At 58.5% G+C, this 24,058-nt stretch carries 21 protein-coding genes; 9 read left to right on the forward strand and 12 right to left on the reverse strand.

Features of this window, described 5'->3' with window-relative positions:
• Nucleotides 1–25 precede the first annotated feature (25 nt).
• The 9 genes from OKX01_RS01410 to OKX01_RS01450 all read right to left on the reverse strand — a co-directional run bounded on the left by OKX01_RS01410 (nucleotide 26) and on the right by OKX01_RS01450 (nucleotide 8,656).
• Nucleotides 26–811 (reverse strand): ABC transporter permease, encoded by a 786-nt coding sequence (locus tag OKX01_RS01410; protein WP_094195377.1) that lies wholly within the window; start codon nucleotides 809–811, stop codon nucleotides 26–28.
• Nucleotides 808–1,572 carry an ABC transporter ATP-binding protein gene (locus tag OKX01_RS01415; protein WP_264672332.1) on the reverse strand — a complete coding sequence of 255 codons (765 nt, stop codon included), beginning with the start codon at nucleotides 1,570–1,572 and terminating at the stop codon, nucleotides 808–810. Before OKX01_RS01415 ends, OKX01_RS01410 begins: the two co-directional genes overlap by 4 nt.
• Nucleotides 1,569–2,543 carry an ABC transporter substrate-binding protein gene (locus OKX01_RS01420; protein WP_230018868.1) on the reverse strand — a complete coding sequence of 325 codons (975 nt, stop codon included), beginning with the start codon at nucleotides 2,541–2,543 and terminating at the stop codon, nucleotides 1,569–1,571. The genes OKX01_RS01415 and OKX01_RS01420 overlap by 4 nt, the downstream gene beginning before the upstream one ends.
• 74 nt (nucleotides 2,544–2,617) lie before the next feature.
• Nucleotides 2,618–3,634: a 3-hydroxybutyryl-CoA dehydrogenase gene (locus OKX01_RS01425; protein WP_264672333.1), complete on the reverse strand. Its 1,017-nt coding sequence runs from the start codon at nucleotides 3,632–3,634 to the stop codon at nucleotides 2,618–2,620.
• A complete protein-coding gene (locus OKX01_RS01430; protein ID WP_264672334.1) occupies nucleotides 3,634–4,716 on the reverse strand; it encodes an NAD/NADP-dependent octopine/nopaline dehydrogenase family protein in 1,083 nt (360 codons plus the stop codon). The genes OKX01_RS01425 and OKX01_RS01430 overlap by 1 nt, the downstream gene beginning before the upstream one ends.
• 164 nt (nucleotides 4,717–4,880) lie before the next feature.
• Nucleotides 4,881–5,660 (reverse strand): alpha/beta hydrolase, encoded by a 780-nt coding sequence (locus tag OKX01_RS01435; RefSeq protein ID WP_094195382.1) that lies wholly within the window; start codon nucleotides 5,658–5,660, stop codon nucleotides 4,881–4,883.
• A gap of 6 nt (nucleotides 5,661–5,666) precedes the next feature.
• Nucleotides 5,667–6,800: an ABC transporter substrate-binding protein gene (locus OKX01_RS01440; protein ID WP_125277330.1), complete on the reverse strand. Its 1,134-nt coding sequence runs from the start codon at nucleotides 6,798–6,800 to the stop codon at nucleotides 5,667–5,669.
• 14 nt (nucleotides 6,801–6,814) lie between these two features.
• The gene (locus tag OKX01_RS01445) at nucleotides 6,815–7,600 is read right to left on the reverse strand and encodes an ABC transporter ATP-binding protein (protein ID WP_249460925.1); all 786 of its coding nucleotides are present in this window, start codon (nucleotides 7,598–7,600) and stop codon (nucleotides 6,815–6,817) included.
• A gap of 3 nt (nucleotides 7,601–7,603) precedes the next feature.
• Nucleotides 7,604–8,656, reverse strand: coding sequence for a FecCD family ABC transporter permease (locus tag OKX01_RS01450; RefSeq protein WP_094195385.1), 1,053 nt, complete (start codon nucleotides 8,654–8,656; stop codon nucleotides 7,604–7,606).
• A gap of 143 nt (nucleotides 8,657–8,799) precedes the next feature.
• On the opposite strand from OKX01_RS01450, the gene OKX01_RS01455 reads away from it, so the two are divergent.
• The 3 genes from OKX01_RS01455 to OKX01_RS01465 all read left to right on the forward strand — a co-directional run bounded on the left by OKX01_RS01455 (nucleotide 8,800) and on the right by OKX01_RS01465 (nucleotide 14,508).
• The gene (locus OKX01_RS01455) at nucleotides 8,800–9,555 is read left to right on the forward strand and encodes an alpha/beta hydrolase (protein WP_125277332.1); all 756 of its coding nucleotides are present in this window, start codon (nucleotides 8,800–8,802) and stop codon (nucleotides 9,553–9,555) included.
• A gap of 386 nt (nucleotides 9,556–9,941) precedes the next feature.
• Complete coding sequence (locus OKX01_RS01460; RefSeq protein ID WP_264672335.1) at nucleotides 9,942–13,142, forward strand: SUV3 family DEAD/DEAH box RNA helicase; 3,201 nt, start codon at nucleotides 9,942–9,944, stop codon at nucleotides 13,140–13,142.
• 172 nt (nucleotides 13,143–13,314) lie between these two features.
• On the forward strand, nucleotides 13,315–14,508 hold the full coding sequence (locus tag OKX01_RS01465; RefSeq protein ID WP_094195387.1) for a multidrug effflux MFS transporter: 1,194 nt from the start codon (nucleotides 13,315–13,317) through the stop codon (nucleotides 14,506–14,508).
• Nucleotides 14,509–14,514: 6 nt separating this feature from the next.
• Here OKX01_RS01465 and OKX01_RS01470 read toward each other — a convergent pair whose 3' ends face one another.
• Nucleotides 14,515–15,084, reverse strand: a complete 570-nt coding sequence (locus tag OKX01_RS01470) for a DMT family transporter (protein ID WP_125277333.1) — start codon at nucleotides 15,082–15,084, stop codon at nucleotides 14,515–14,517.
• Nucleotides 15,085–15,173: 89 nt separating this feature from the next.
• Here OKX01_RS01470 and OKX01_RS01475 point away from each other — a divergent pair, with 89 nt between their 5' ends.
• Nucleotides 15,174–16,070, forward strand: a complete 897-nt coding sequence (locus tag OKX01_RS01475; RefSeq protein WP_125277334.1) for a LysR family transcriptional regulator — start codon at nucleotides 15,174–15,176, stop codon at nucleotides 16,068–16,070.
• Nucleotides 16,071–16,240: 170 nt separating this feature from the next.
• Nucleotides 16,241–17,215, forward strand: a complete 975-nt coding sequence (locus OKX01_RS01480) for a FecR family protein (RefSeq protein WP_230018878.1) — start codon at nucleotides 16,241–16,243, stop codon at nucleotides 17,213–17,215.
• 34 nt (nucleotides 17,216–17,249) lie between these two features.
• Here OKX01_RS01480 and OKX01_RS01485 read toward each other — a convergent pair whose 3' ends face one another.
• Nucleotides 17,250–18,809, reverse strand: a complete 1,560-nt coding sequence (locus OKX01_RS01485) for a TerC family protein (protein ID WP_094195391.1) — start codon at nucleotides 18,807–18,809, stop codon at nucleotides 17,250–17,252.
• A gap of 71 nt (nucleotides 18,810–18,880) precedes the next feature.
• Nucleotides 18,881–19,231 (reverse strand): hypothetical protein, encoded by a 351-nt coding sequence (locus OKX01_RS01490; protein ID WP_159063888.1) that lies wholly within the window; start codon nucleotides 19,229–19,231, stop codon nucleotides 18,881–18,883.
• 261 nt (nucleotides 19,232–19,492) lie between these two features.
• Between OKX01_RS01490 and OKX01_RS01495 the strand changes: the two genes are divergently transcribed.
• From OKX01_RS01495 to OKX01_RS01510, 4 genes are read left to right on the forward strand one after another with little or no spacing between them, the layout of a single operon-like run.
• A complete protein-coding gene (locus OKX01_RS01495) occupies nucleotides 19,493–20,230 on the forward strand; it encodes a sterol desaturase family protein (RefSeq protein WP_094195392.1) in 738 nt (245 codons plus the stop codon).
• Nucleotides 20,227–21,141 (forward strand): fatty acid desaturase, encoded by a 915-nt coding sequence (locus OKX01_RS01500; RefSeq protein WP_094195393.1) that lies wholly within the window; start codon nucleotides 20,227–20,229, stop codon nucleotides 21,139–21,141. Before OKX01_RS01495 ends, OKX01_RS01500 begins: the two co-directional genes overlap by 4 nt.
• A gap of 14 nt (nucleotides 21,142–21,155) precedes the next feature.
• Nucleotides 21,156–23,066 carry a beta-ketoacyl-ACP synthase III gene (locus OKX01_RS01505; protein ID WP_264672336.1) on the forward strand — a complete coding sequence of 637 codons (1,911 nt, stop codon included), beginning with the start codon at nucleotides 21,156–21,158 and terminating at the stop codon, nucleotides 23,064–23,066.
• 3 nt (nucleotides 23,067–23,069) lie between these two features.
• A complete protein-coding gene (locus OKX01_RS01510) occupies nucleotides 23,070–24,002 on the forward strand; it encodes a DUF6999 family protein (protein ID WP_264672337.1) in 933 nt (310 codons plus the stop codon).
• Nucleotides 24,003–24,058: the final 56 nt, after the last annotated feature.

The following is a 24,058-nucleotide window of genomic DNA, read 5'->3' on the forward strand; positions in this document are numbered from 1 at the left end:
GGCTAAGGTTTTAGTGGTCATCGCGTCATCCTTTGTCCATCAGGCCCTGGGTGGAGTCATGCCAGTGCGTGCAGCGCTTGCGCACGAACTCAAACAAGGCGTCAAAGGCAATGCCCAGGACCGCCAGCAGCATGATGACCGCATACACCGTGGAGTACTGCGCCATATCCATAGAGGTGAACAGCAGATTGCCGATGCCTTCCTGACGCGCAATCATCTCGGAGGAGACCATCACGATCAGTGCCATGACCACGCCGACGCGGCAGCCAATCATGACTTCCGGCAAAGAGGCGGGCAGTACGATCTTGCCCAGACGGGCCAGTGGACCCATACCCATGGACTGGGCCACCCAGATCAGCTTGGGCTCAATACGGGTTGCACCGTGATAGCTGTGATAGAGCAAAGGCAGGGACACGCCCAGCGCAATGACCAGAATTTTGGAGAAATCCCCCAGACCGAACCACAGCATCAAGATTGGCATCAAGGCCGCTTTGGGCATGGGATAAGCCAGGGCCACCAAGGGATAGAAGGCGGTATAGACCAGGCGGCTGCGGCCCATGGCCAAACCCAGCGGTACGGCCACGACCAGCGCCAGGGCATAGCCCGTAAACATGCGGCCTACTGACTGCAGGATGGCCGACCAGGCCATCGGGTCGCTGATCAGGGCGGGTAGTTCACCCAGAGCCGCCCAGGGGCTGGGGAAGGAGTCCAGCTCTACCCAACGGGCCAGTCCTGCCCAGGCCAGCAGCACCAGAATGGCCGCCATGACCAAAGAGGCCCAGCGATGTTCATACCAGTGCTGTGGCGTCATGGGTGGGCCTCCGCCATCAAGGATTGCTCCAGACGAATAATGGTTTCCTGATAGACCGGATTGCGCAACAGCTCGCTACGGATGCGGGGGCGGGGCAAGTCAATCTCCACCACTTCCTTGATGCGGCCAGGCGAGCCAGTCATGACAATCACGGTATCGGACAGAAAGACCGCTTCGTCCACGCCGTGTGTCACAAAGACCACGGTGTTGCGCAACTGCTCCCACAAGCTGAGCAGTTCCGTTTGCAGGGTGACGCGCGTGTGGGCATCCAGCGCCCCGAAGGGCTCGTCCATCAGCAGGATGTCCGGCTCATAGGCCAGAGTGCGGGCAATAGCCGCACGCTGACGCATGCCGCCGGACAGCTCACGCGGATAGAAGGAGGCGTAAGGCCCCAGCTTGACCTTGTCCAGCCATTCGCTGGCGCGCTGTTCGGCCTGGTCCTTGGGCATGCCTTGTTCGCGCATGCCGTAGGCCACGTTTCCCAGCACGGTTTTCCAGGGAAACAGAGCATATTCCTGAAACACCGGGCCCCGGTCTGGACCTGGGCCAGTAATGGGCTTGCCCTTGACGCGGATCTGGCCGCTGGAGCAGGACTCAAAGCCCCCTAACATATAGAGCAGGGTGCTTTTGCCGCAACCGCTGGGTCCCAGAATAGACACAAAGCGCCCTGCCGGAATGCTCAGGGCGATGTCTTGCAGGGCCGTATGGCTGTGGCCCTGCCGGGTGTTAAAGGTTTTACCGACACCATCCAGTTCAATCATGGTTTGGCCTCGCGTAAATCAGCCCGGTAAAAATCCTGCACGTTCAAGGCTTCTTTCAGGAAACCGGCCTTGTGGTAGCGGTCATAGGTGCCTTGAATGGACTCCAGATCGGGCTGCATGTCGGGCACACGTGCAAAGTCCTTGTCGGTGAACAGGTATTGGGCCAGCAAGTCCTTGGGGGCGCGGGTGATTTGGGCGGTGACTTCCACGGCCAATGCTGGATCCTTGCTGAGCATGCTCATGGCAGTTTTCAAATCCTGTACGTAGGCGCGTACCACTTCGGGGTTGGCATCGCTATAGGATTTGCTGCAGGCCTCGAAAATTTGTACCGACGGGCTGGCCACTTCGGACAGGGAAAACAGCTTGCGCAAGCCGCCTTTCTTTTCATTCAGCAGGGCAAAGGGTTGGGCCATGGGGCCGGCATCAATGCGGCCACTGCGAACGGCGTCAGCCGCAGGCGGAAAACCGGTTTCAACGATTTTCACATCCTTGTCCGGGTCAATGCCGTTTTGACGCAGCCACAGCAGCATGTCGAAGTACACCCCGGCACCGTAGGCGTTGGTGCCGATGACCTTGCCTTTCAGGTCCGCTGCCGTCTTGATCGGGCTGTCTTCTTTCACGGCCCAATAGACGGAGAAGTGCTTATCGTCCGAGTGCACGTGCTGGGCCACGATATAGGCTTCCAGACCGCTTTCAATCGCGCCATTGGCCAGCGACATGGGGGCCATGGTGGAGCACTCCAATACACCGGCCCGCATGGCTTGCACCATGGGCGAGGTGCCCTGGAACTGGGTCCACTGGATTTGATATTTCTTGCCCAATTGCGGGAACAGCTCGGGGCGCTTGGCCATCAGATACTTGGCTTCCTCGCCCGGAATGGTCCAGCCTACCCGCAGGGTGGGGACTTCCTGAGCCTGGCTCAGACCGTGACAACTCATCAGGGCAAACAACAATGCAGCGGTTTTTTTCATCGCCGGGCCGCCCCAAGATGAAAGGTGCCCTCTTGGAGGGCAGCAAGCCGAAGGCGCAGCGTGGGTGTCTTTTTTCATTCCTGTGTCTCCTTGGCAAGGTGTTCGGCGCGGGCAGGGGCCAGGCCGATGTGATCCAGCATTCCCAGTACGCGGGCCAGCACGTCACGGCGGTATGCCTGTTGCTGGTCCACTGGGTATTCGTGAAAGCCCTGTCCGCTACGCAGACCGTTACGTCCACTTTCCATATAGCGGGTGATGATGTCGGGTACGGCGTAGCGTTCCGGGTCCAGGTTCTGCGACAAGTACTGTCCGGCGTGATACAGAATGTCGTTGCCGCCGTAGTCGATGAACTCCAGCACGCCGATGCTGGCAAAGCGAAAGCCCAGGCCGTAGCGGGTGGCTTTATCAATATCCGCCGCGCTGGCCACGCCTTCTTCCACCATGCGAGCGGCCTCGTTCATGATCAGGGTTTGCAGACGCGGGACGATGAAACCGGGGTGGCAGCCACAGACTACGGGCACTTTGCCGATGGACTCCAGATTGCTTTGCAGACGGTTCAAGGTCTGCTCGCTGGTGCCAGGGTGGGCGCTGATTTCAACCAGCGGAATCAGGAAGGCCGGGTTGAGCCAGTGCGCGTTCAGGAAACGCTCGGGATGGCTCAACATGGGGGCCAGATCCGAGGCCAGCATGGTGGAGGTGGTGGAGGCGATCAGCGCATCGGGCTGGGCCAGTTCACCGATACGACCCAGAGCGTCGGTCTTGGCTGCTAGGGTTTCGGGCACGCCTTCGTAAATCAGATCTGCCTGGCCCAACACGTGGGCAGCATCACTTAAAGGGGCAACACCGATGCAGGCCAGATAGCCGTCGATCTGCTCGGCAGCGAACATGCCCAGGTCGGCCAATTGCTCCAGTGTGGCGCGTAATTCCTGGCGAATCTCGGCTTCCAGACGGGCGCTATCGGCAGGCGGGCGCGGTTTGAAGTCCAGTAAGGTCACGGCTTGGCCGCGCAGCGCATAGGCCAGGGCAATGCCCCGCCCCATGCGACCTGCGCCCACCGCAACGATACGTTTGATCGGGGCGGGCGTGCTCATCAGGCTCTCCCGGCGTGCAGCATCTCTTGCAATTGCTCGCGGCTCATCGTGTCCAGACCCAGGCTGGCCAGTGTGCGTTGGCCCTGGCGCAGATCTTCACCCACGATGGCACCGGCAATCGCCAGCAAGCCCTTGGTTACGGGGGCGTCCACACCGGCCCAGTCCGCCACGGAAGCGAAGAAGGCCAGACCCAACATGGTGTCCTCACGCATGTAGCGGTGCTCGTGCAGGTCGATCTTCTCGCGCCAGTCGCCGCTTTTCACCAGCTTGGAGTGCGAGGAACGGTCGCCATACATCCACTGGTCGTTTTCGTAGTGGTCGGACAGGGGGAAGTGCGGGGCACCGTAGCCCAGCGCTTCACGAATGCGCATGCGCTCATTGTCCAACTGTGTGGTCACGGCACGTACCGAGGGCTGAGTGCCTTCGTTATGAATATCCCAGGCCGGGAAATGCTCCAGCGGGCCTGCGTTCATCATGATCAGCGGGGGGTGGATGATGGGGCCGGCATTCATCAAGGCACCAGACAGGGCGTCTTCGCAGCGCTCCACGCTGGGGAACACTTTGCCAATCACCTCTAGGGCGTGATCGGTATTGCGCGCCGGGTACACGCCGGTAGGCAGGCGGGTGGCGCGGGTGGTGATGTTGATGACGGTATCGCCATGCTTGCGGGCCAGCCAGGGCAGGGTGCCGGTTTCGGCCCAACTGACATCGGCCTTGTTGCCGGTGCCGCGCACGATCTCGCTCATGATGAAGGAGCCAAAGGTGCCCGGTGGCAGGAACACGACCTGGCCGTCTGTCAGGTGAGGGGCCATGACGCGGGCAATATCGGTTTGTGCAATGGCGGGCGAAGGGATCAGTACCAGATCGGCACCGGCGATCGCCTGGCCAATATCCGCGCAGACCTTGGCAATGGGGATGTCACGCTCGCCTGCTTCGTCTTTCAGTGTCATGACTGGGCGGTCCAGCAAGGGCTGCAGCTGAGCCGTATCACGGCGCCACAAACGTATTTCGTGGCCCTGCTCGCTCAAGTCTGCCGCTGCTGCATAACAACCGTGCCCGCCACCTAATACCGCTACCTTCATATTCGTCTCCAATCTCTTTTTTTGATTTCTATGCACTTGCATATAAATACAGACTAAAAGAAGTTGAGGCCTAAAACAAGAGGACGAATGGGGGGAGTTACCCTAGGGCGGGAAAACTTGGATACGAAGTGAAAAGGCACCCAGTGCCCGCAAGAAAAAAGCGGCTAAGCCGCGCCGCAGGCCAGTTCCAGCGCACGCAGGGTGGCTTGTGCCAGCACATGGCCGTGACCGGCTCCGGGCAGAACATGCAACTTGGCCTGCATGCCTTGGGCTTGCAGGTGCGCTTGCAGTTTTTGCATGGTGGGCAGGGTAGGCACGCCATTTTTGCGTCCGTCCGGCCCTGCTGCCTGAGCGCTCAGCGGATACCAGGCCTCTGAGGCACCGGCCAGAATATCTACCTGCACCGGCTTGCCCAATTGCTCCAGCAAGGTCCAGATCAGGGGATCGTGCCACCACAAAGAAGGGCTGGCGCACAGGTAATGATGAATGGGTAGGCTGTGCTGGCTAAGGGCATACAGCACGAATAAGCCGGCGTAGGAATGACCGTACAGGCTGATACGCGAACGGGTTAGTGCGGGTTCTACCCTTTGGGCCAATGCCAGCGCCATGCGTACTTGTTCGATCATGGCTGGGGCGCCACCGGCTTGCCACTGAGGGACGCGCGGGTCTTCCCATAAGCCGCCATCCGGGCCGGGCGGGGTGTAATCCAGAGCGCGATAGCGGGTGATCTGATCGCGTTCGCCTTGATAGCCCAGCGACAAAATGGCGCAGCGTTCCAGGGCGGGGTGACCGCTTTCTTCCAGCAAGGGCAAGGTCCACTGACCATCGAGCAGGCACAGCAAAGGCAGAGGGCCTTGTTCGGGCTTGCCGTCCGGCAGGCGCAGCAAGACGTGATGGGGATGGCCGCCCGCAGGCGGCAGCTCTAGTGGAATCAGGCGCGACATGAAGGCTTAGGAGGCGGGCTTCAGATCAATCATGTAGGTGCCTTCCATCGGCACGGTTAGGAAACGCTGATTCACTTCCTCTAGTGTTTTCAGGGCCGAGACACCTTCAAAACGATCCGGGTGAATCCAGCTTGCCAGTGCTTCGATAAAGATCATGTGCAAAGGCGAATCGTTAAAGGCGTGCCAGATACCGTGGCTATTGCCGCTGCGTACGGCAGGCAAGGCCTGCAGACGGTTGCCGTCAATAATGGCTTGCAGGCTTTTACGAGCCTGCTCTTTGCTGACGCCCGTGCCAATGGTCAGGCCACCGGAGGTCGTGCGCTTGCCTGCGCCTGTGCCGGTGGCCACATAGACCACCGGGGCACGGGAATGGATGTATTCAAAGTTCAGCTTGCCAGTGGCGCTTTTCAGGACGTCGGCACCAATATTGTGGCCGCCTGCATAGGTGATCATGTCGTTGAAGGTGCCTGCGCCGGGCGAGTTGCAGCAGTCCGTGCTGCCAGCATGGGCATGGACAAAAACGGGCGGGTGATCTTCCTTGGGCAGATCAGCCAGTCGCTGGGCCACGCCTTGCATGTGTTCTTCGTAAAACTGGATGAACTCGTCGGTGCGTTCTTTTTCACCCACGGCGTAGCCTAGTGCGCGCAGGCTGGGTACGGTGTTCTCCAGCGGATTGACAAAGAAGTCAATGACGATGACGGGCACTTTGGCGGCAGTAAGGCGCTGGATCAGGGCCGAGTCGCGTGTGTCCTGGCCGGGTGTCAGGCCCGCAAAGGCGGCGGTCAGTACCACCAAATCGGGGCGCAGAGCCAAGGCTTGCTCGACCGAGAAGGTATCAGCGGTATGGCGGCCCACAATAGGAATATTGGCCAGTTGTGGGTAGCGCTTCAGGTAGGTGTTGTATTCGTTGGAGAATGAGGTCTTGAATTCGTCCGACCAACCGGCAATCAGCGTGGCGGGTTCGGGGTGGACCAAAGCCAATACCGGAAAATGGCGCGCCTGGGTCAGCACAATACGTTTGGCCGGGCCGGGCAGGGTAACGGTACGACCCATGGCATCGGTAACTTCGATGGGCTGGGCTTGCACACCCAAAGGCAAGAGCAAGGTCAGCGACAACAGTAGGTGGCGCAGGATGTTCATGGGTTCTCCGAAGGTCACAGCACAGGCTCTTGCAGCCCGTCGATGATGATTTGCAAGGTGCCTTGTGAGCAACTCTCCACGCGGGCACGTACGCCATAAGCCTGGGCCAGCGAGGTGGGGGTAATGACGTTGGACGGTTCCCCTTGCGCCAGCAGCCCACCGCCTTCAATCATCAGCGCATAGTCGCTATGGCGCAGGGCCACGTTCAGGTCATGCAGCACGATCAGGGTGATCAGATTATTGTCGTGGGTCTCCTGGGCCAGCAAATCCATGACGTGGAATTGATAGTTCAGGTCCAGGGCGGACAAGGGTTCATCGAGCAGCAGCAAAGTCGGCTTGCGAATCAAGGCTTGTGCCAGGCCCACCAGTTGCTTCTGGCCGCCTGAGAGCTGGTCCAGATAGTGCATGGACAGGTGTGCAATGCCCAGACGCTGCAGGATATGCATGATGTGCTCATGGTCCACATCACGGGCATGCCCGCCGGGGGCTGAGGCATTGGCCGCCACCAGCACGGATTCAAATACCCGCAGGTGAACCGATGCCGGTAGGGACTGGGGCAGGTACACCACTTTTTGGGCACGCTGCTCGAAGCTGATGCCGCTCAGTTCCTGACCGTCCAGCAAGATCTTGCCGGTGGTGGGCTTGAGCAACCCTGCCAGGGACTTGAGCAGAGTGGATTTGCCGCTGCCGTTGGGGCCCAGCAAAGCCACCAACTGACCGGGCTGCAAAGGCTCGATGGTCAGCTTGGACAGGATTTCGCGTTTGCCGTAAGACAGGCTCAGATCGTGGACTTCAAGCATGGTTCACTTTATTTGGCGGCGCAGCACAACGCCCAGGAAGAAGGGCACACCCACCAGCGAGGTGACAATGCCGACCGGGATGATGATGCCCGGCACAATGTTTTTTGAGGCAATCGAGGCCAGCGACAGAATCACCCCCCCGACCAGCGCACTGCCGGGCAGGTAGAAACGGTGATCTTCACCAAATAGACGGCGGGCAATATGCGGGGCAATCAGGCCCACAAAGCCGATGGTGCCCACAAAGGACACGGCCAGCGCGGCCAGCAAGCTGATGCGCAGCAGGGACACCAGACGCAGGCGCGAGACGTTGATACCAAAGCTGGTGGCGCGGTCTTCACCCAGACGCAAAGCGGTCAGCTTCCAGGTATCACGCAGGGACAGCGGCAGGATCAGCGCAAACACCGCCAGCATGATACCGACCTTGCCCCAGGACGAGCGTGACAGGCTACCCATGGTCCAGAACACCAGCCCCTGCAGGGCCTCGGCGCTGGCCACAAACTGCACCAGCGAGACCAACGCGTTAAAGGAGAACACCAGTGCAATGCCAAACAGCACCAGGTTGGCGGTGCTCATGGCGCCCCAGCGGGCCACCGCATCGAGCAAAAAGGCGGACAGCAAGGCAAAAATAAAGGCGTTGGCGGCAATGGTCCAGGCTTGCGGAATGCCAGGAATCGACAAGTCCAGTACAATGGCCAAGGACGCGCCAAAGGCCGCCGCCGAGGAAATCCCCAAGGTAAAGGGACTGGCCAGCGGGTTATTCAGGATAGTCTGCATTTCCGCGCCGGACAGCCCCAGCGCTAAACCAATGGCCATGGCCATCAGCGCGTAAGGCAGGCGGATTTCCCAGACGATGACGCGGGTGGTTGGGTCGGACTGTTCCGGATAGAACAGAGCGTGGCTTAGCTCACCCAAGCTAAGGCCCGACGGCCCCAACATGAAGTCGGCCACAATCGAGGCCAAAATCACAAGGACCAGCGCACCTACCAGGAGCCAGCGACGTCTGAGGATATGTTGATAGTCGGCCAGGGCAGGGGCCGGAACAGCGGATGTGGACATTAAGAGTCTGAATGATAACCGTTTACATAGAAAGAAAGTATAGTTCATTGGCTAGGGTCTGTTAACACTAAAAGCAGCCCGCTTCGGGCCGGCTGTTTGTGCTTGTAGACCGATGCCTCTAACGTGCTGACCGCGATTCTTTTATGCCGCTTGAACACCTGGATTTTCTTTCCCCATTGGGCCGACAGTATCGTCTGACTTTGGCCTGGCCGGACACGCCAGCACCTGCGGATGGCTGGCCATTGCTGTGTGTGCTTGATCTACCGCAATTTGATGCGGTGCTGGCCACCTGTGAAAAGCAGGCTCCACAAGCCTGTGCGGTGTTGGGGATCGGTTATGGCGGGCAGGTCTGGCGCGACCAGGACTTCACGCCCGCGCTAAATGGGGACGCGGGCCACGCGCCGGATTTTCTGGCCATGATGCAAGACGTGTTCTTGCCTTGGGCCTACGCACAAGCGCCCTTGAATGTGCAACGGCGTTTGCTTGGCGGTCATTCCCTGGGAGGCCTGTTTGCCTTGCAACTGCTGTATCAGCAGCCGGAATTGTTCGATGCGCTGGTGGTGTCCAGCCCCTCGGTCTGGTGGGGGGAGGGCTATCTGGCTCGACTGCTTGCTCAACCCTTGCCCAAAGCCGCTTTGACGATGCCTGTGCAGTTCTCCGTTGGCGAGTTCGAGCAAAGCCTGGGCCCGGCAGAGAAAGCCATGCCCGAGGATAAGCGCGAGCTGCGTCGCTTGCGTTTGCAAGCGCGCCGCATGGTCGATGGCACACGCGAACTGGCGCAGGCTTTGGCGCAACAACAAGGTGGTGAACCGCGTTTTCGCATCGTGCCGGGCTGCAATCACAGTCAGTCCGGTTTGGTCGCCTTGCCGCAAGGCTGTCTGGAATGGTTGGCTGATTAGTGGTATCGCTGGCTTTGTTTAGACGTGTCGCTGTTTTGCTACCGCGCTAGGCGATGGGGCCGTCTCTGACGCCTTGTGCGACCTTTTATCCCGACTTGGTTGGACACGCCGCTGCGGTTGCGTCGAGGCTGACCGCGTATGTGCTTGGCTCTGAGCCATCCGATGCGGCTTTGGTTTACTTTTTCTGCCTGCGTTGACTCGCTTCCTTCTTGATCGTGTGCTGGGATGGCCCGGTTTCTTTCTGTCCACCAAGACGTTCAGCACGGTGATGGCATGTATCCTCTGACCGTACCGGAGCAGACCCGTATAATGCTGCTCATGCTGGCTTGAACCGGCTTTTCTGCCCTTCTCGTTCTCCTCTTCCCGTATTTTCAGGTCCCCGCCCTATGGCTGCGCGTCGCGCTTCGTCTGTTTCCGATTCCCCCGTCCCCACTCAAGCGGGTTTGCTGCTCCATCCCCAATGGCTGGATTATCCGCGTCTGGAGGGAGTGGCTCGTCAGGTCGCCAAAAAAGCGCGTTATCAGGACCGGGCAGGCATACGACGCCTGTGGCTGAAAGCCTGGCGCTTGCCGCAGGATGCCGCTTTTTTCAATCAGATCATTGCTGCTGAACTGGGTTTGAAGGATGCGGACCAGCGCCTGCAGTCCCAAGGGGTGCCTGAGGTCGTGATTCGTACCCTGCGTCTGCTCTATCAAATGAGTGCAGACAAGCTGGAGGCGGATGTGTATGAAGCCTTGCGCGAGCAACTGCTTGAACAGCGCGGCCAATTGGCCGGAGCGATTGCTTCCCAGTCTTTGCCTTTAAGCGAGAACTGGCCCGACGCCGAACGCGGGCCGCGCTTGCAGGCTTTGGTACAGGCCTGGCAGTCCTTGCCTTTGGCGCAAACCTATTTGTGGCAGTTGCAGGCCGAACAGCGCGATCGCGATCAACGTGCCCAGCGCTGGGAGCAGGCTCAGAAAGAACGTGAGCAAGCCCGTCAAAAAGAACAAAACGACAAGCAGCGCAAGTTCGATCAAGCCCAGGCGCGGTTGACCGCCTGGCTGAAAGAGCAGGGTTGCGAGCCGCAGCGCATCACCCTGGAGGCCTTTGAGGGCCTGCAAGCCGGTGAACCTGCCCACTGGTTCATGACCGTGTATGGCCGCAATGCCAGTGCCGCTGTCTTGACTCAAGAGTTCAAGCTGGATGCCGAGCAGCAGGAGTTTCTGTTGCAGGCCCAAGCACAACGTCAGGAACGTCAGCGCGAGCAACGCCAGCAGCGTTGGGCCTGGGAGCAGGAGTGCATCGGTTCGGAAGAAACCATGGCCTTGCTGGGTATTACCCGTCAGGAATACGAGCTGTGGCTGGCTGATCGCCGCTTGCCCAGCACCAAGCTGGAAGTGCGTGGCGGAGCCGCTGGCGGGCGTGATCGTATTGCCCATCATCCGGATTTGCTGGTGGCCATTGACCAGAACCAGATTGAGCAATGGCGCGAGCAGCACGCCAGCACCTTGAGCAATCGTGAACGTGTGCAGTATCAGCGCGCAGCTGACCGTGCTCGCACGCAATGGCGTCAGCAACAAGTGCTGAATCAGATCAAGACGCAAGAGGCATGCGATTACGACATTGATCCGGAAGATCCGCAGCGCCTGTGGTGGCACAAGGATTTGTGGCTGGCCGTGAATGTGTCCGTAGCGGGGGAGCGCCAGCACTGGCGTGCCAATGTGCGTATGCAGGCCGCCGTGCCTTTGCCACGTACCGGCTCGGAGCTGGACAGATTACCCGCCCGTGTCACGGTCTTGTTCAATACGGCCGCTCAAAACCGTCTGTCCCAGCGCTTGGAAGATTCGCTGGAGGCATTTTTGCAAACCCAGCGCCCCTTGATTGATGGCTCGTCCTTTCTGGAACTGGCCAAAGCCTTGCGCATGGCTCTGGAAGAGGGCATCGAGCAAAAGGAAATTGAAGCTGGAGATTTTGAGAAACGCCTGCTCAATGGCCCGGTGCGTCGCATTCTGGAAAGCGTGGAGCAGCAACGCGCCCAGGATTTGATGCGCCTGGGCGATTTCCCGGAAATGTTCAGCCTGGCCCGTGGCATCCGTCGCCATCTGGTGTTCCGTTTGGGGCCGACCAACTCGGGCAAGACGCACGAGGCCTTGGAGGCCCTGATGGAAGCCCGGTCCGGCGTGTATTTGGCGCCGTTGCGACTGCTGGCCATGGAAGTGCGCGACCGCTTGATGAATGCCGGTATCCCCTGCAATCTGGTGACGGGCGAAGAACGTGTGATGGTGGCCGGTGCCCAGCACACTGCCTGCACGGTCGAGATGATGGACCCCACGATGGAAGTACGCGTGGCCGTCCTGGACGAGATTCAAATGCTGCAAGACGAGCAGCGTGGCTGGGCCTGGACGGCAGCCTTGGTCGGTGTGCCAGCCCGTACTCTGTTTGTCTGTGGTGACGCTTCGGTTTTGCGTCCGTGTGAGCGTCTGGTGCGCTCCATGCAAGAGACCATGGAGCTGGAGTTTACCGAACGCAAAACTCCGCTGGAAGTCATGCCTTATCCGGTTGAGCCGCCGCGTGCGACGGGCAAGCAAGGGCGTCAGGAAGCGCCGTGGCGAGGTCGTAAAGACCGTCAACGCGAGGCTCAGGGCGTGTCCAAGGGCGATGCGGTGGTGGCCTTTACCCGTAAGGACGTATTGACGCTAAGCGCTCGTTACCGCGCCCAAGGCTGGAAAGTTGCCACGATTTACGGCGCGCTGGCTCCTGAAGTGCGCCGTACCGAGTCCGAACGCTTTTCCCAAGGCGAGGCCGATGTGCTGGTGGCGACCGATGCGATTGGCATGGGCTTGAACCTGCCGATTCGCCGCGTCTTGTTCTCGACGGTGCACAAGTTCGATGGCCGCTCCATGCGTGCCCTGAACGCAACGGAAGTGCGCCAGATTGCCGGACGGGCAGGCCGCTACGGTCTGTACCCCAAAGGCTATGTGGGGGCGATGGACAAGCAGGACCTGAATCATATTCGCACCCAATTGCAGAGCGAAGCCCCCAGCGTGGATTTGCGCTTGCCTATTGCACCCAGCCCTGAGCACGTGCAGGCGCTGGCGTCTTTATTGGATAACAACAATATTGGCGCAGTGCTCCAATATTTTGCGCAAAAAGTGGCCTCTGACAGCCCCTTGTTCCAGACAGCGGGCTTGAAAGACGCTATTGAACTGGGCTTTTGTGTAGACCGTCTGGCACCCAAGCTGGATCTGCGTGAGAAGTTCACCTTTGCGTGTGCGCCGGTGTCTGTGGATAAAGATACCGAGCTGGATTACTTCAAGCGTTGCCTGTCCGCCTATGTGGCACAACGCCCCATGGCCTTGCCACCGGCTCCGTCCTGGCTGAAATCTGCCAGCCCCTCCCGTCTGGAAGATGCCGAATTGTTGAGCAAGCAGATCAGCCTTTATGCCTGGTTCAGCATGAAGTTCCCGCAAGTGTTTGACCAGGGCCCGTGGTTGCCGGAAGTGCGCTCTCAAGTCAGCCGCTTTATTGAACGCAGCCTGCTGCATCAAAGCGGTTTTGGGCAGACCAGCCGCGAGGCTTATGGGACACCGTCGCCGGGCAGACGCTGAGTTGTCTTAGTCCTTACCGAGCGAGCGAGAGCAGAAACAGGCGGGCTTAATCCAGCTTATATCGTTTGATACACTACGCCTTGTGCGGATATGTCCGTACGGTCCGGTTAAGGGGTACCATGCCCCTATCCCTGCGCCAGTTCTGGCGCCCTCCTGTTTTCCAAAGCTATCTATGAATTACCGCAAGCTGACCTTGGTGTTGGCGGCGTTGGCGATGCTGGGGCCTTTTGCTACCGATGCCTATCTGCCGTCATTTCACCGCATCGGTGTTGAATTTTCCGTTGACCAGTCAATGGTTCAGCAGACCTTAAGTCTGTATCTGTTTGGTTTTGCCTTCATGAGCCTGTTCTGGGGCATGTTGTCCGACAGTTTCGGGCGGCGTCCCGTGATTCTGGCCTCCCTGATCCTGTTCTTGATCGGGTCCGTGGGCTCGGCGCTGGCCCCTAGCTTTTCCTGGCTGTTGTTCTTCCGTTTGATCCAGGGCTGTTCGGCTGGTGCGGGGCGGGTCGTCGGTCAGGCCCTGGCGCGCGACTGTGTACAAGGGGTGCAGGCCCAGCGCTTGTTTGCCCACATCACCATGGTGTTCAGTTTGGCGCCCGCTCTTGCTCCGGTAATGGGAGGCTATTTAAGCAGCTATTCGGGCTGGCGTTCCGTGTTCTGGATGCTGACGGTACTGAGCATCGGCCTGATTGCGCTGTGTTGGCGACAACTACCTGAAACCTTGCCCGTGGCATCGCGCCAGCCCTTGAAACTGTGGGTCATTTTGGCCAATTATGCACGCGCCTTGAGCAATGGCCGGTTTGTGCTGGCCATCTCGGCCATTGCGTTCGCTTTTGGTGGTTTTGCCTTGTACATTTCGTCAGCGGCCAGCTTTGTGATTGGTGTGCTGGGTCTGACAGAAACCGCCTTTGCCTGGCTGTTCCTGCCCTTTATTGGGGGTATGTTGGGCGGCTCCATTCTGAATGCTCGCTTTGCCGAAAAATTGGCCCCGGCACGCATGATTCGTCTGGGCTTGTCCATCATGCTGGCTGGTGCAACCTTTAACACCGTGTATAACCTGCTGTTCCAGGCTGAAGTGCCTTGGGCGGTGATGCCTATTTTTGTGTACGCCTTTGGCATGTCGATGGCCTTGCCAGGCATGACGGTGGTGACCTTGGGCACGTTCCCCACCATGCGCGGTCTGGCTTCTTCGGTACAAAGTGCCTGGCAAATGCTCTTGTTTGCCACTGTTTCTGGTGTAGTGGCTCCGCTGTTGTTCGACAGCGGCCTGTTGCTGGCCTTGGGCATGTTGTGTGCGGCTGCCTTGTCGGCCGGGTTCTGGTGGGGCAGCCAGTTCCGCTCCAAATCGACCAAGGCTTGCACCTAAGCGGGCTCAAGAGCGGGTGCTGCTTTTAGCGCCTGCACGGTGAGCAAGACTTGGATTGCCTTGCTGAGCGCCACTGTGATCCGCAGTGGCGCTTTCATTTTCAGCCGCTGCAGGCACGGATGGCGTAAACCATTGCACCAAGCCCATGCCGGCCAGAATCAGCAGCACGCCCACGATGCGTCCCATATGGACAGGGCGCGGGGTCAGGCCCATCAAGCCGTAGTGGTCGATCAGCATGGAGCTGAGCATTTGCCCGGCTACCACACAGACAATAAAGCTGGCCGCGCCCATGCGTGGCGTCAGGATCAGGGCGGCGCTGATGTAAATCACCCCGCCAATACCCCCTGTCCATACCCACCAGGGGGCATGTGCCAGTTGTGCAGTCAGGGGAGCGGGGGCGCGCATCAGCCAGATTGTTGGCAGCACCAGCGCCGCACTGATACAGAGTGAGACCAGTGTTGCCCATAGCGGATGCCCCAGGACTTTACCCAGAACGGCATTGCTGGCGGCTTGAAACGGCACAGCCGATCCGGCAAAGACAGCCACCAACATACTGAATAAAACGGTACCCGGCATAAGCGCATCTCCCTAAGAATCAAAGCTCTATCTTGCACTATTCGTAATTCTTATTGAAATTAATAGTGTGCACAGTCATTATTCGTTCTATGAATGAGCTACGCCGTATAGACTTGAATTTAATGCTGAGCCTGCATGCCTTGTTGACCGAACAGCATGTGACGCGGGCTGCCAGGCGTTTGCATAAAAGTCAGCCCGCCGTCAGTCATGCTTTGGCGCATCTGCGCCAAGTGTTCAACGATCCTTTGCTGATACGTCGGGGTTCCCGCTTGGAACCAACCGCGCTGGCCTTGCAATTGCAGCGCCCGCTGGAACAGGCTTTAGAGCAATTAAATGGTTTGCTGGATACGGGCGGTTTTGACCCGGCCAGCGAACAACGTGAATTCCGTCTTGCCATGTCGGATTACGGTGCACAAATCGTTTTGCCTCCCTTGATGCGCTGCCTACGGCAAGAAGCGCCGGGGATTCGCTTGGCGGTCAGCCAGGCCAGCCGGGAAGCCATGTTGGCGCAGTTGCACGATGGCGAGATTGATCTGGCCCTGGGGGTGTTTTCGGAAATCCCGGCCAGTCTGCAGGCGCAGACCTTGTTTGAGGAACATCTGATCTGTATTGCGGATCGGGCCAGCCTGGCTGAGGGGCAAGCGCCCGCTTTGGCAGAATGGTTACAGCGCCCGCATGTACTGCTGGCCATGCGTCCGGGAGGGGAAAGTGAAGTCGACAATGTCTTGAATCGACGCGGTCTTAAACGGCAAATCGTGTTGTCTTTGCCGCATTGGAGTGCTGCTGCTCAAGTACTGGCTGGCACGGACCTGATTTTGACAGTGTCCAGCCGCAGTGCCGAGCATCTGCGCGAGCAGGCCGAACTGGTGTTTTTCCAGCCGCCGCTGCCTATTCCCTCGGTATTGTTTCAGCAAGTCTGGCATAGCCGTCGCCATGCCGACCCGGGCCATGCCTGGCTGCGTCGGCAGATGATGCAGTGCTGTTAACACTGGACTTTACCCTTTATGACTGCCTGTGGCTTGACGGTAGGGCCTGCAGTTTCCGACAATTTACGCTTGCCCTTGAAATTTAATTTTTATCCGTTTAAACGGATAGGCAAAACGTTTTGGATTGCGATTTTCAGTCCTTGTGTCGTGCTTTTTGAATTGATTTGTTGATGAACCCTGCTAATGCCGTGAATCTGGATGAAGACACCTTGCACAAGGAGGCACGAGCCTGGGTCAGCCGCCTGAAAACGTCCTCGCTGACCTCTCGTCAGGCTCGGGAGTTGCGTCGTTGGTGTGGGCGCAGCCCGTCTCATGCGGCCGCTTTCGCCCACGCGCGCGAAATGTGGGATGCCACACCTCAAGACCGTGAACAATGGCTGCGCGAGGCCAAGTTGATGAAAAAACGCGGTCATCAGCCTTTGCGCCGTGCCTTGCTGGGTGGTTTGCTAGTGGGGGGTGGACTGTATTTGCTCGCCAAACCCCCTCTGCAACTGTGGCCCTCCTTGGCCGATTTACGTGCTGACTATCGCACGGGTGCAGGCGAGCAGCGGCGCGTCCAACTGATGGACCATGTTTGGCTGGATATGAATACCCGCAGTCGTTTGAATGTCAGTGACGACCCGCATTTGGGCAGGGTTGTGGCTCTGCTGGACGGAGAGGTGGAGGTGCGTCAGTCCGAGCGGTCGGCCTCGGTAGCTACGGTGTTCGCTGGCGTAGGCTCCATTCAGACTTTTAATGGCCGTACCAATATTCGCTATCTGAATGGCCAAACTCAGGTGACCTGTTTGTCCGGCAGTGCGCAGGTGGACGTTGGCGGGCAAGGCTATCGTTTGGGGGCCGGAGAGCAGTTGGTGTATGGACGCCATGCCATCAGTTCGGTGCAGACGGTTGCAGCGGAGAACTTGCCGTCCTGGCGGCAGGGCCGATTGGCTTTTCATGAGCAGCCCTTGTCACAGGTGCTGGCTGAGCTGAACCGCTATTGGGCAGGACATTTGATTTTGCGAGACGCCACGTTGGGCTCTGTATTGGTCAGCTTTGCGGTCAGTCTGGACAACTTGCCCGAGGTGCTGGAGGTCTTGCAGCAGGTATACGGCGTACAGGTGATGTGTTTGCCGGGTGGAATTGCTCTTTTGAGCCGTGCCTGATTGAAAATGGCCCGCTGTGAAGCGGGCCATTTCTTTACTCTTGTGTCTGCGCGGGTGTTTGCAAACGGCTGACGTGTACCGTTGCAATACGACGCTGGCTGACTTCGGTGATCTCAAAGCGCAAGCCTTCGGCCTCAACAACGGTCCTTACCGTAGGTAGGGAATCCAGACGCTCCAGCAAGAAGCCAGCTACGGAGTTGAAGTTGCTGTCTTTCAAGAGCAAATCGTCTGCTTCTACCGCCTGGGCCAGCAAGAGCAAGTCGGTGCTGCCGTCCACCTGCCACAGATTGGGGCCAATTTGCTGAATGGCGGGCTGTTCGTCCTCGTCGGGGAATTCACCGGCAATGGCCTCGAGAATGTCGATAGGGGTCAGCAAACCTTCAATTGCCCCGTACTCGTCAGTGACCAGCACGAACTGGCCATTGGACTGCTTGAGCATGGCAATCGCGCTAAGGACATCCGTGTGCTCGTGCACGATGATGGGTTCGCGCAAGTCTGGCCACACTTTCACCTCGGGGTAGTTGTCCAGATCGGCCAGCAAGTCCTTGGCGCGGGCCACACCCACTACCTGGTCCAGATCGCCCTGACATACCGGCAGGAAGCTGTGCGGAGTTGCGCGCAATTGTTGGCGCAAGGTGTCGGTGGAGTCCTCGATATTGAGCCAGGTAATTTCCTGGCGAGGAGTCATCAAGGAGCGGATCGGGCGTTCTGCCAGACTGAGCACACCGCTGACCATATTGCGTTCTTCGGTGCGGAAAGTCTGCTCATTGAGTTCCAGTTGGCCGTCACTACCGCCGTCGTCCTTGTCTTGATTCTTGCGGTTGCTGAGCATGCGCAGCACGGCTTCAGCCGTACGGTCTCGCAAAGGGCGGCGCGATTGTGAGCGCAGCAGGCTGCGGTGGGCAATCTGGTTGAAGAACTCGATCAGAATAGAAAAACCAATGGCCGCGTACAAATAGCCCTTGGGAATCTTGAAGCCCAGGCCTTCGGCGGTCAGTGTCAGACCAATCATCAGCAAAAAGCTCAGGCACAGTACCACCACGGTGGGATGGTTGTTCACGAAGGTGGTGAGCGGTTTGGAGGCCCAGATCATCAATGCGATGGAGATGATCACGGCCGTCATCATGACGGGCAGTTCGTCCACCATACCCACGGCGGTAATGACCGCATCCAGGGAGAACACGGCATCCAGGACCACAATTTGCGCCACGACCACACCAAAGCTGGCGTAAGCCTTATTGGTGCTGGCGTGGTGGCTGCCGCCTTCCAGGCGTTCGTGCAGTTCGCTGGTGGCTTTGAACAGCAGGAACAGACCGCCCAGCAGCAAGATCAGGTCCCGGCCTGAAAAGCTGAGTGGTCCGATAGAGAACAGCGGCGTAGTCAGGGTGACCAGCCAGGAGACGATGGTAAGCAGACCCAGACGCATGATGAGCGCCAGAGACAGACCGATCAGGCGAGCACGGTCGCGCTGATGCGGAGGGAGCTTATCGGCCAGAATTGCGATAAAGATCAGGTTGTCGATGCCGAGAACAATCTCCAGCACCACCAACGTTAATAAGCCGACCCAGATGCTGGGATCGAGTAGCCATTCCATGATGTTGTCCTGTTAGACAGATAAATAAGTGCAAAAAAGCAAAAGAGCAGCGCGCGCAGGCACCTCAGAGATCAGAGGCGCGGTGGGCGATGCTCGGGGGCGAATTCGCAGCAAATAGTGGGTAGGGAATAAGCTGGGCAAGCCGTCGGCCAGGCATGCAGCCAAAAAGACTGTACCGGATAAGGCAAAGGCGTGTCTGCATGATCGGCGTACTGTTGCATGGGCGTATGCGCCAGAATGGCGCTGAGCTGCTGCAAGGGATGATTCCCGGAGGAGACGCGATGTTCCACAGACTCGGCTGCATCGGATTCGTGTTGAACGAATAAAGCCGATTGACCACCTTGCACGGTTGCGTGGTAGTGGGAGCTGTAAGCCTGCAGGGGAAGGATAAGAAGTAAGACGACGACGAACCAGCGTCTCATAGTGTCTAAAGGAAGTCGGTGACGAGTCAGTATATCGTATGCGGGCAGGTTCAAGACAAGTGCCTGATCAAGTTCTGTGTCCCCGAAGGGCGCGTTCAGTCTATCAGGCTCTGGAGAAATCCCGTTATGATTAATCTGGGCTGGCGCACGGTGGTATCACAAGGGTGGGCAGTCCAAATGTGAGCAATTAGTAACCAAATTAACAAACGTAATCGTTCTGAGCGCGCTAGCATGAGCGCACTTTGTTACGTAGAGAGTGGAATGGGGCAGGCTTTTCAGGCCTTGAACGTCTGGCAGGTCATGGGCGTGGGCTTATTGTTTTTCGGCGGCATTTATTTGCTGTTCGCATTGGGCACTTTGGCGCTGACGCGTTGGCTTTGTCCTGCCTTGGGGTGGGGACGTCCCTTGGACACACGTCCTTTGCGCCCTGGGCAACTGCGCCGGGAACTGAAGCAATCCGGTACGGCCATTCTGATCTTCGGCACAGGCATGATTTTTCCCTGGGGCTTCTTGCAACTGGGCTGGGCGCATTTGACGCCCGATGCCAGCGCGACCCGTATTGCCCTGGAAATTCTGGCTCTGGTGATCTGGAACGATGTGCACTTCTGGATCAATCACCGCCTCCTGCATACCCGTTGGTTGCGCCGGTATCATGGCCCGCACCATTCTTCCGTTGTGGTGACGCCGTTCTCTACCTACAGTTTTCACCCGCTGGAGTCGCTCATGCTGGGCAATGTGATCTTGCTGCCCATGGTTGTGCATGACTTCAGTTTTTGGTCGCTCTTGTCCGTGCCTTTGTTCAGCCTGTTTTTCAACAGCATCGGCCACTCCAATTACGACTTTTTCCCCCATGTCTCCAGCCGCAACTGGCTGGCAGCTAGCCGTCGTCACCAGCGCCATCACGCGCAGTACAACGGCAATTATGGCTTTCAATTCAGCTTTATGGACCGCCTGTTTGGCACCCGCTTGCCCGATCGCCCCCAGGAGGCGCGCGGATGAGTGTTGCCTGGCGTTTGCGTCACCCGCGTGATTGGCAAAGCCTGTTGTACCTGATTGCCTACCCTGTGCTGGTGGTCGCGCTGTGGCGGGGCGGTTTCTCCTGGATGCTGTACGGCGTGCTGCTGTTTCTGACGCTGGGCATAGGCGTTATCAACCACAACCATCACCATTTGCGCATGTGGCGCGGCCGTCTCCCCAATCGCTTGACGGATTTCTGGCTGACTCTGGTACAAGGCCACCCCGCTTGCGTGTTCTGGCCTGCGCATGGACGCAACCACCATCGCTACAAACATGGTGAAAAAGATGTGGCCCGCACCTACCGTTTCTGGCGGGGGGACACCAACGACACGCTGGGCTGGCTGATGCACCCCTTTGAGGCTGTGCCTGCGCTGTACCCCACGATTTTTAGCTGGCTGGGCAGCTTGCGCCGGCATTGGCCGGGCGTGTGGGCCTATTGCATGGCGCAATACGGTGTGTGGCTGGCGAGCTGGACGCTGGCTTTGGCGCTGGACCCGTGGAAAGGTTTTTTGTACGTCATCGTGCCGCAGTTGCATGGTTTGCACTGGCTGCTGACCACCAATTATCTGCAGCATGCCCATGCTGACGGCAGTCATGAGGGTCGACATGGCGAACAGTTGGCCTATGCCCGCAATTTCGAGGGCCTGGTCAACCCCTTGCTCTTTAATATCGGCCTGCATGTGGCCCACCATGAACATCCGCGCACGCACTGGTCCGAGTTGACCGGGCTGCACGACACTGAATACCGAGCCCGCACCCCGGACGTCTTGAACGAAGGGGGACTGGTGCCTTATATGCTGCGTGTTTTTGTGCTGGGCCTGTTTGTGCCTCGCTACCGCAGCCAATCCTTGAACGCCGTGGACCAGACAGAGTGTCGGCGTGATTGCGTGTAATCAGGAGTATTTCTATGCCCGTGGCCTTTGAGCACGTTGTTATCCAGCAGGCCCAGTGGTTTATGCCCGGCGAGCCGGTCGATAACACCGCCATGGATAACTTTATTGCCCCCTTGAATCGTATTTCGGGGCGTATCAAGCAGCGCATTCTGGCCGAGAACGGCATTCAACAGCGCTACTACGCGATTGGTGAAGATGGCAGTACGCGTTGGAGCAATACGGCTATGGCCGCTAATGCCATTCGCCGTTGCCTGGAGCAGGCGGGTTTGAGCATGAGCGACATTGGCCTGCTGGCCAGCGGCTCATCAGGGGGGGATTTGCTGATGCCCGGTTTTGCTAATGCGATTCAAGGGGAACTGGCGGCCCCCCCGCTGGAAGTGCATTCCGTACACGGGATTTGCGCCGCAGGAGTCACGGCTTTGCAGACGGTTGCCCAAGGTATCGAGTTGGGGGCGCATCGCCATGGCATGGCGGTGGCCAGCGAAATGCCTTCGCGCCTGTTTCGCCGCTCGCGTTTTGCATCACAAGACTATCAGGCAGACTTCGACGCGCATTTTTTGCGCTGGATGCTGTCCGATGGCGCCGGTGCGGCTTTGCTTAGCCACCAGGATCAGGCGTTGCCTACCACCCAGCCCGGCGTGCGTTTGCGTCTGCGCTGGATTCATCAAAAATCCTTCTCGGGTGATTACCCCGTTTGCATGCAGCTAGGTGCCGCCCGCGACTCCACGCGCAGCCATCTGGATTACGACTCCTGGGCCGACGCTGAACAGGCCGGTGCCTTGTCCCTGCGCCAGGACATTCGCCTGCTGCCGCACTTGTTTGACATCGGCATTCACGAGTACGTGAAGCTGGTGCGCGATGGCTGGGTCGACCCCGAGCGCATCAGCCACTTCCTGTGCCATTACTCGTCCGAAAAATTCATGCCTGTAGTGGCCGATTTGCTAGAGCAGGCTGGCCTGGGTATCCCGGCCGAACGTTGGTACAGCAATCTGCGCTGGCGCGGCAATACAGGAGCCGCATCCATTCTGATCATGCTGGCCGAGTTCATGCGTGATCGGACCTTGACGCCCGGCGAGCAAATCCTGTGTTACGTGCCCGAGTCGGGCCGCTTCATGACGGCCTACATGCTGCTGGAAGTGGAAGCCTGCGATGCGCCGGCCCCAACCGTGTCCTACCCGTCTGCCAAGCAAGCGGTAGCTGCGTCCTGCGAGCAGGTGGATATTGCTCCCCCGCACGATCCGGCCACGGCCCCGCAAGGCTTGCGCGATTTGCTGACGCAATTGGCCCCCATCTGGCATGACTATCGTTCCCAAGTGTGGCGTACGCCTTTGCTGCGCAGCCTGCATGATGGCTCGATTCGCATGCAGGACTATCAAAAGTGGATGGCAGACTGGATTCCCCAAGTGCGTGAAGGGGCCAAGTGGATGCGCGAAGCCTGCGACTCCTTGTCGCCCACTTACGCACCGCTGGCCGAGCTGATTCGTCTGCACGCAGGCGAAGAGCAGGACGACTTCAAGATTCTGTTCGAGGATTATCAATATGCGGGTGGCACTGCGACCGAGATCGAGCAACTGACTCGTAATCCCGGTGGTCAGGCTCTGAATTCTTACCTGCATGCCTTGGCGGCCAGTCAGGACCCGATCGGTTTGCTGGGGGCGATTTATATTATTGAAGGCACAGGCCAACGCATTGTGCCCGCTTTGTTGCCCCTGCTGAAATCCTCGCTGTCGCTGGAACCGAATATGTACCGTTTCCTGCACTATCACGGCATGAACGACGAGCATCACCTGGCCCGTTGGTTGGTGGCGGTGGAATTGGCTCTGGATTGCGATGAAACAGGCCGCGCCGAGCAGATTATTATTGAAACCGCACGTCGCACCGCCGCCCTGTACCTGATGCAGTTCCAATACGCGAAAGAGTGTTAAGTCATGGATCAAATCCCGGATTTTTTAAGCAAACCGCATGACCCGCAGGATCCCAATCCCTGGCGGGCCCTATATCTGGATCGCAGCACGCCCCTGCCTGACGAGGTCAAGCAGGCCTGGCTGACCGACTCCAGTTCCTCATCGCGTCAGTATCTGCTGCCGTTCTTGCGGCCATTGGCACGCCTGATGATTGTGCTGATTCAAGTCGTTAAAACCTTTTTGCCACGCAAATGGTCGCACTCGGGCCTGCTGCACCGCATTCTGGTGTGGGGCCTGAAACGTTTTGTCTCGCCACAGGCCAACTGGCTGATTCTGCGCCACTTCCATCTGGGTTCACAGGTGCTGGCCTTTATCGCCGCCAACTCGCCCACCCAGGTGCCGACTTCGCCGCTCACGCCCATGAACATCGACGAATTGCGTGATCACACTTTTGTGAAGCACGATTTGAATCTGTTCAATTTCGTGATCCGGCTCAATCAGACCTTGCGGGACAATAATCAGGAAATCGGCCCGCCGGAGCGGGTGGATTTCTCCATGATCCAGCCCATACCCCTGGCGCTGGATGATATGCCGCAAGGCCCGCTGAACAAGATGGATCTGCAAAGCGCCATTGAACTGTTCACGCCCTTGTATCAGTTGCTGCTGACCGATAATGACTTCTGGCGTGCGGCCAATTCCTTGCAGTTGGACGAGACGATCGGGATTTATGCTGCCAAGATCCTGCAGGCGCCCGAGCACCTGATTCTGCTCAACAATGGCCATCCTTTGGTGCCTATGTCGACCTTGCGAGCAGGCTACCGCTTGGTGCTGCACGGCTTGTCGACCGAGATGCTGCATAGCCTGCTCAATCAGATGAAGCAGGCACAAGCGCAAGCAGAAGGGGACCAAGCGCCGGATTTGGGGCAGGGCGATAGCCCGGTTTCTCCCGCCGTATAAAAATAAAAACGGCTCAATAATGAGCCGTTTTTCATTGGGCGCACTGCCTATTTTTC

The organism is Alcaligenes sp. SMD-FA, assembly GCF_025960365.1.
Taxonomy (GTDB): Bacteria; Pseudomonadota; Gammaproteobacteria; order Burkholderiales; family Burkholderiaceae_B; genus Alcaligenes; species Alcaligenes aquatilis.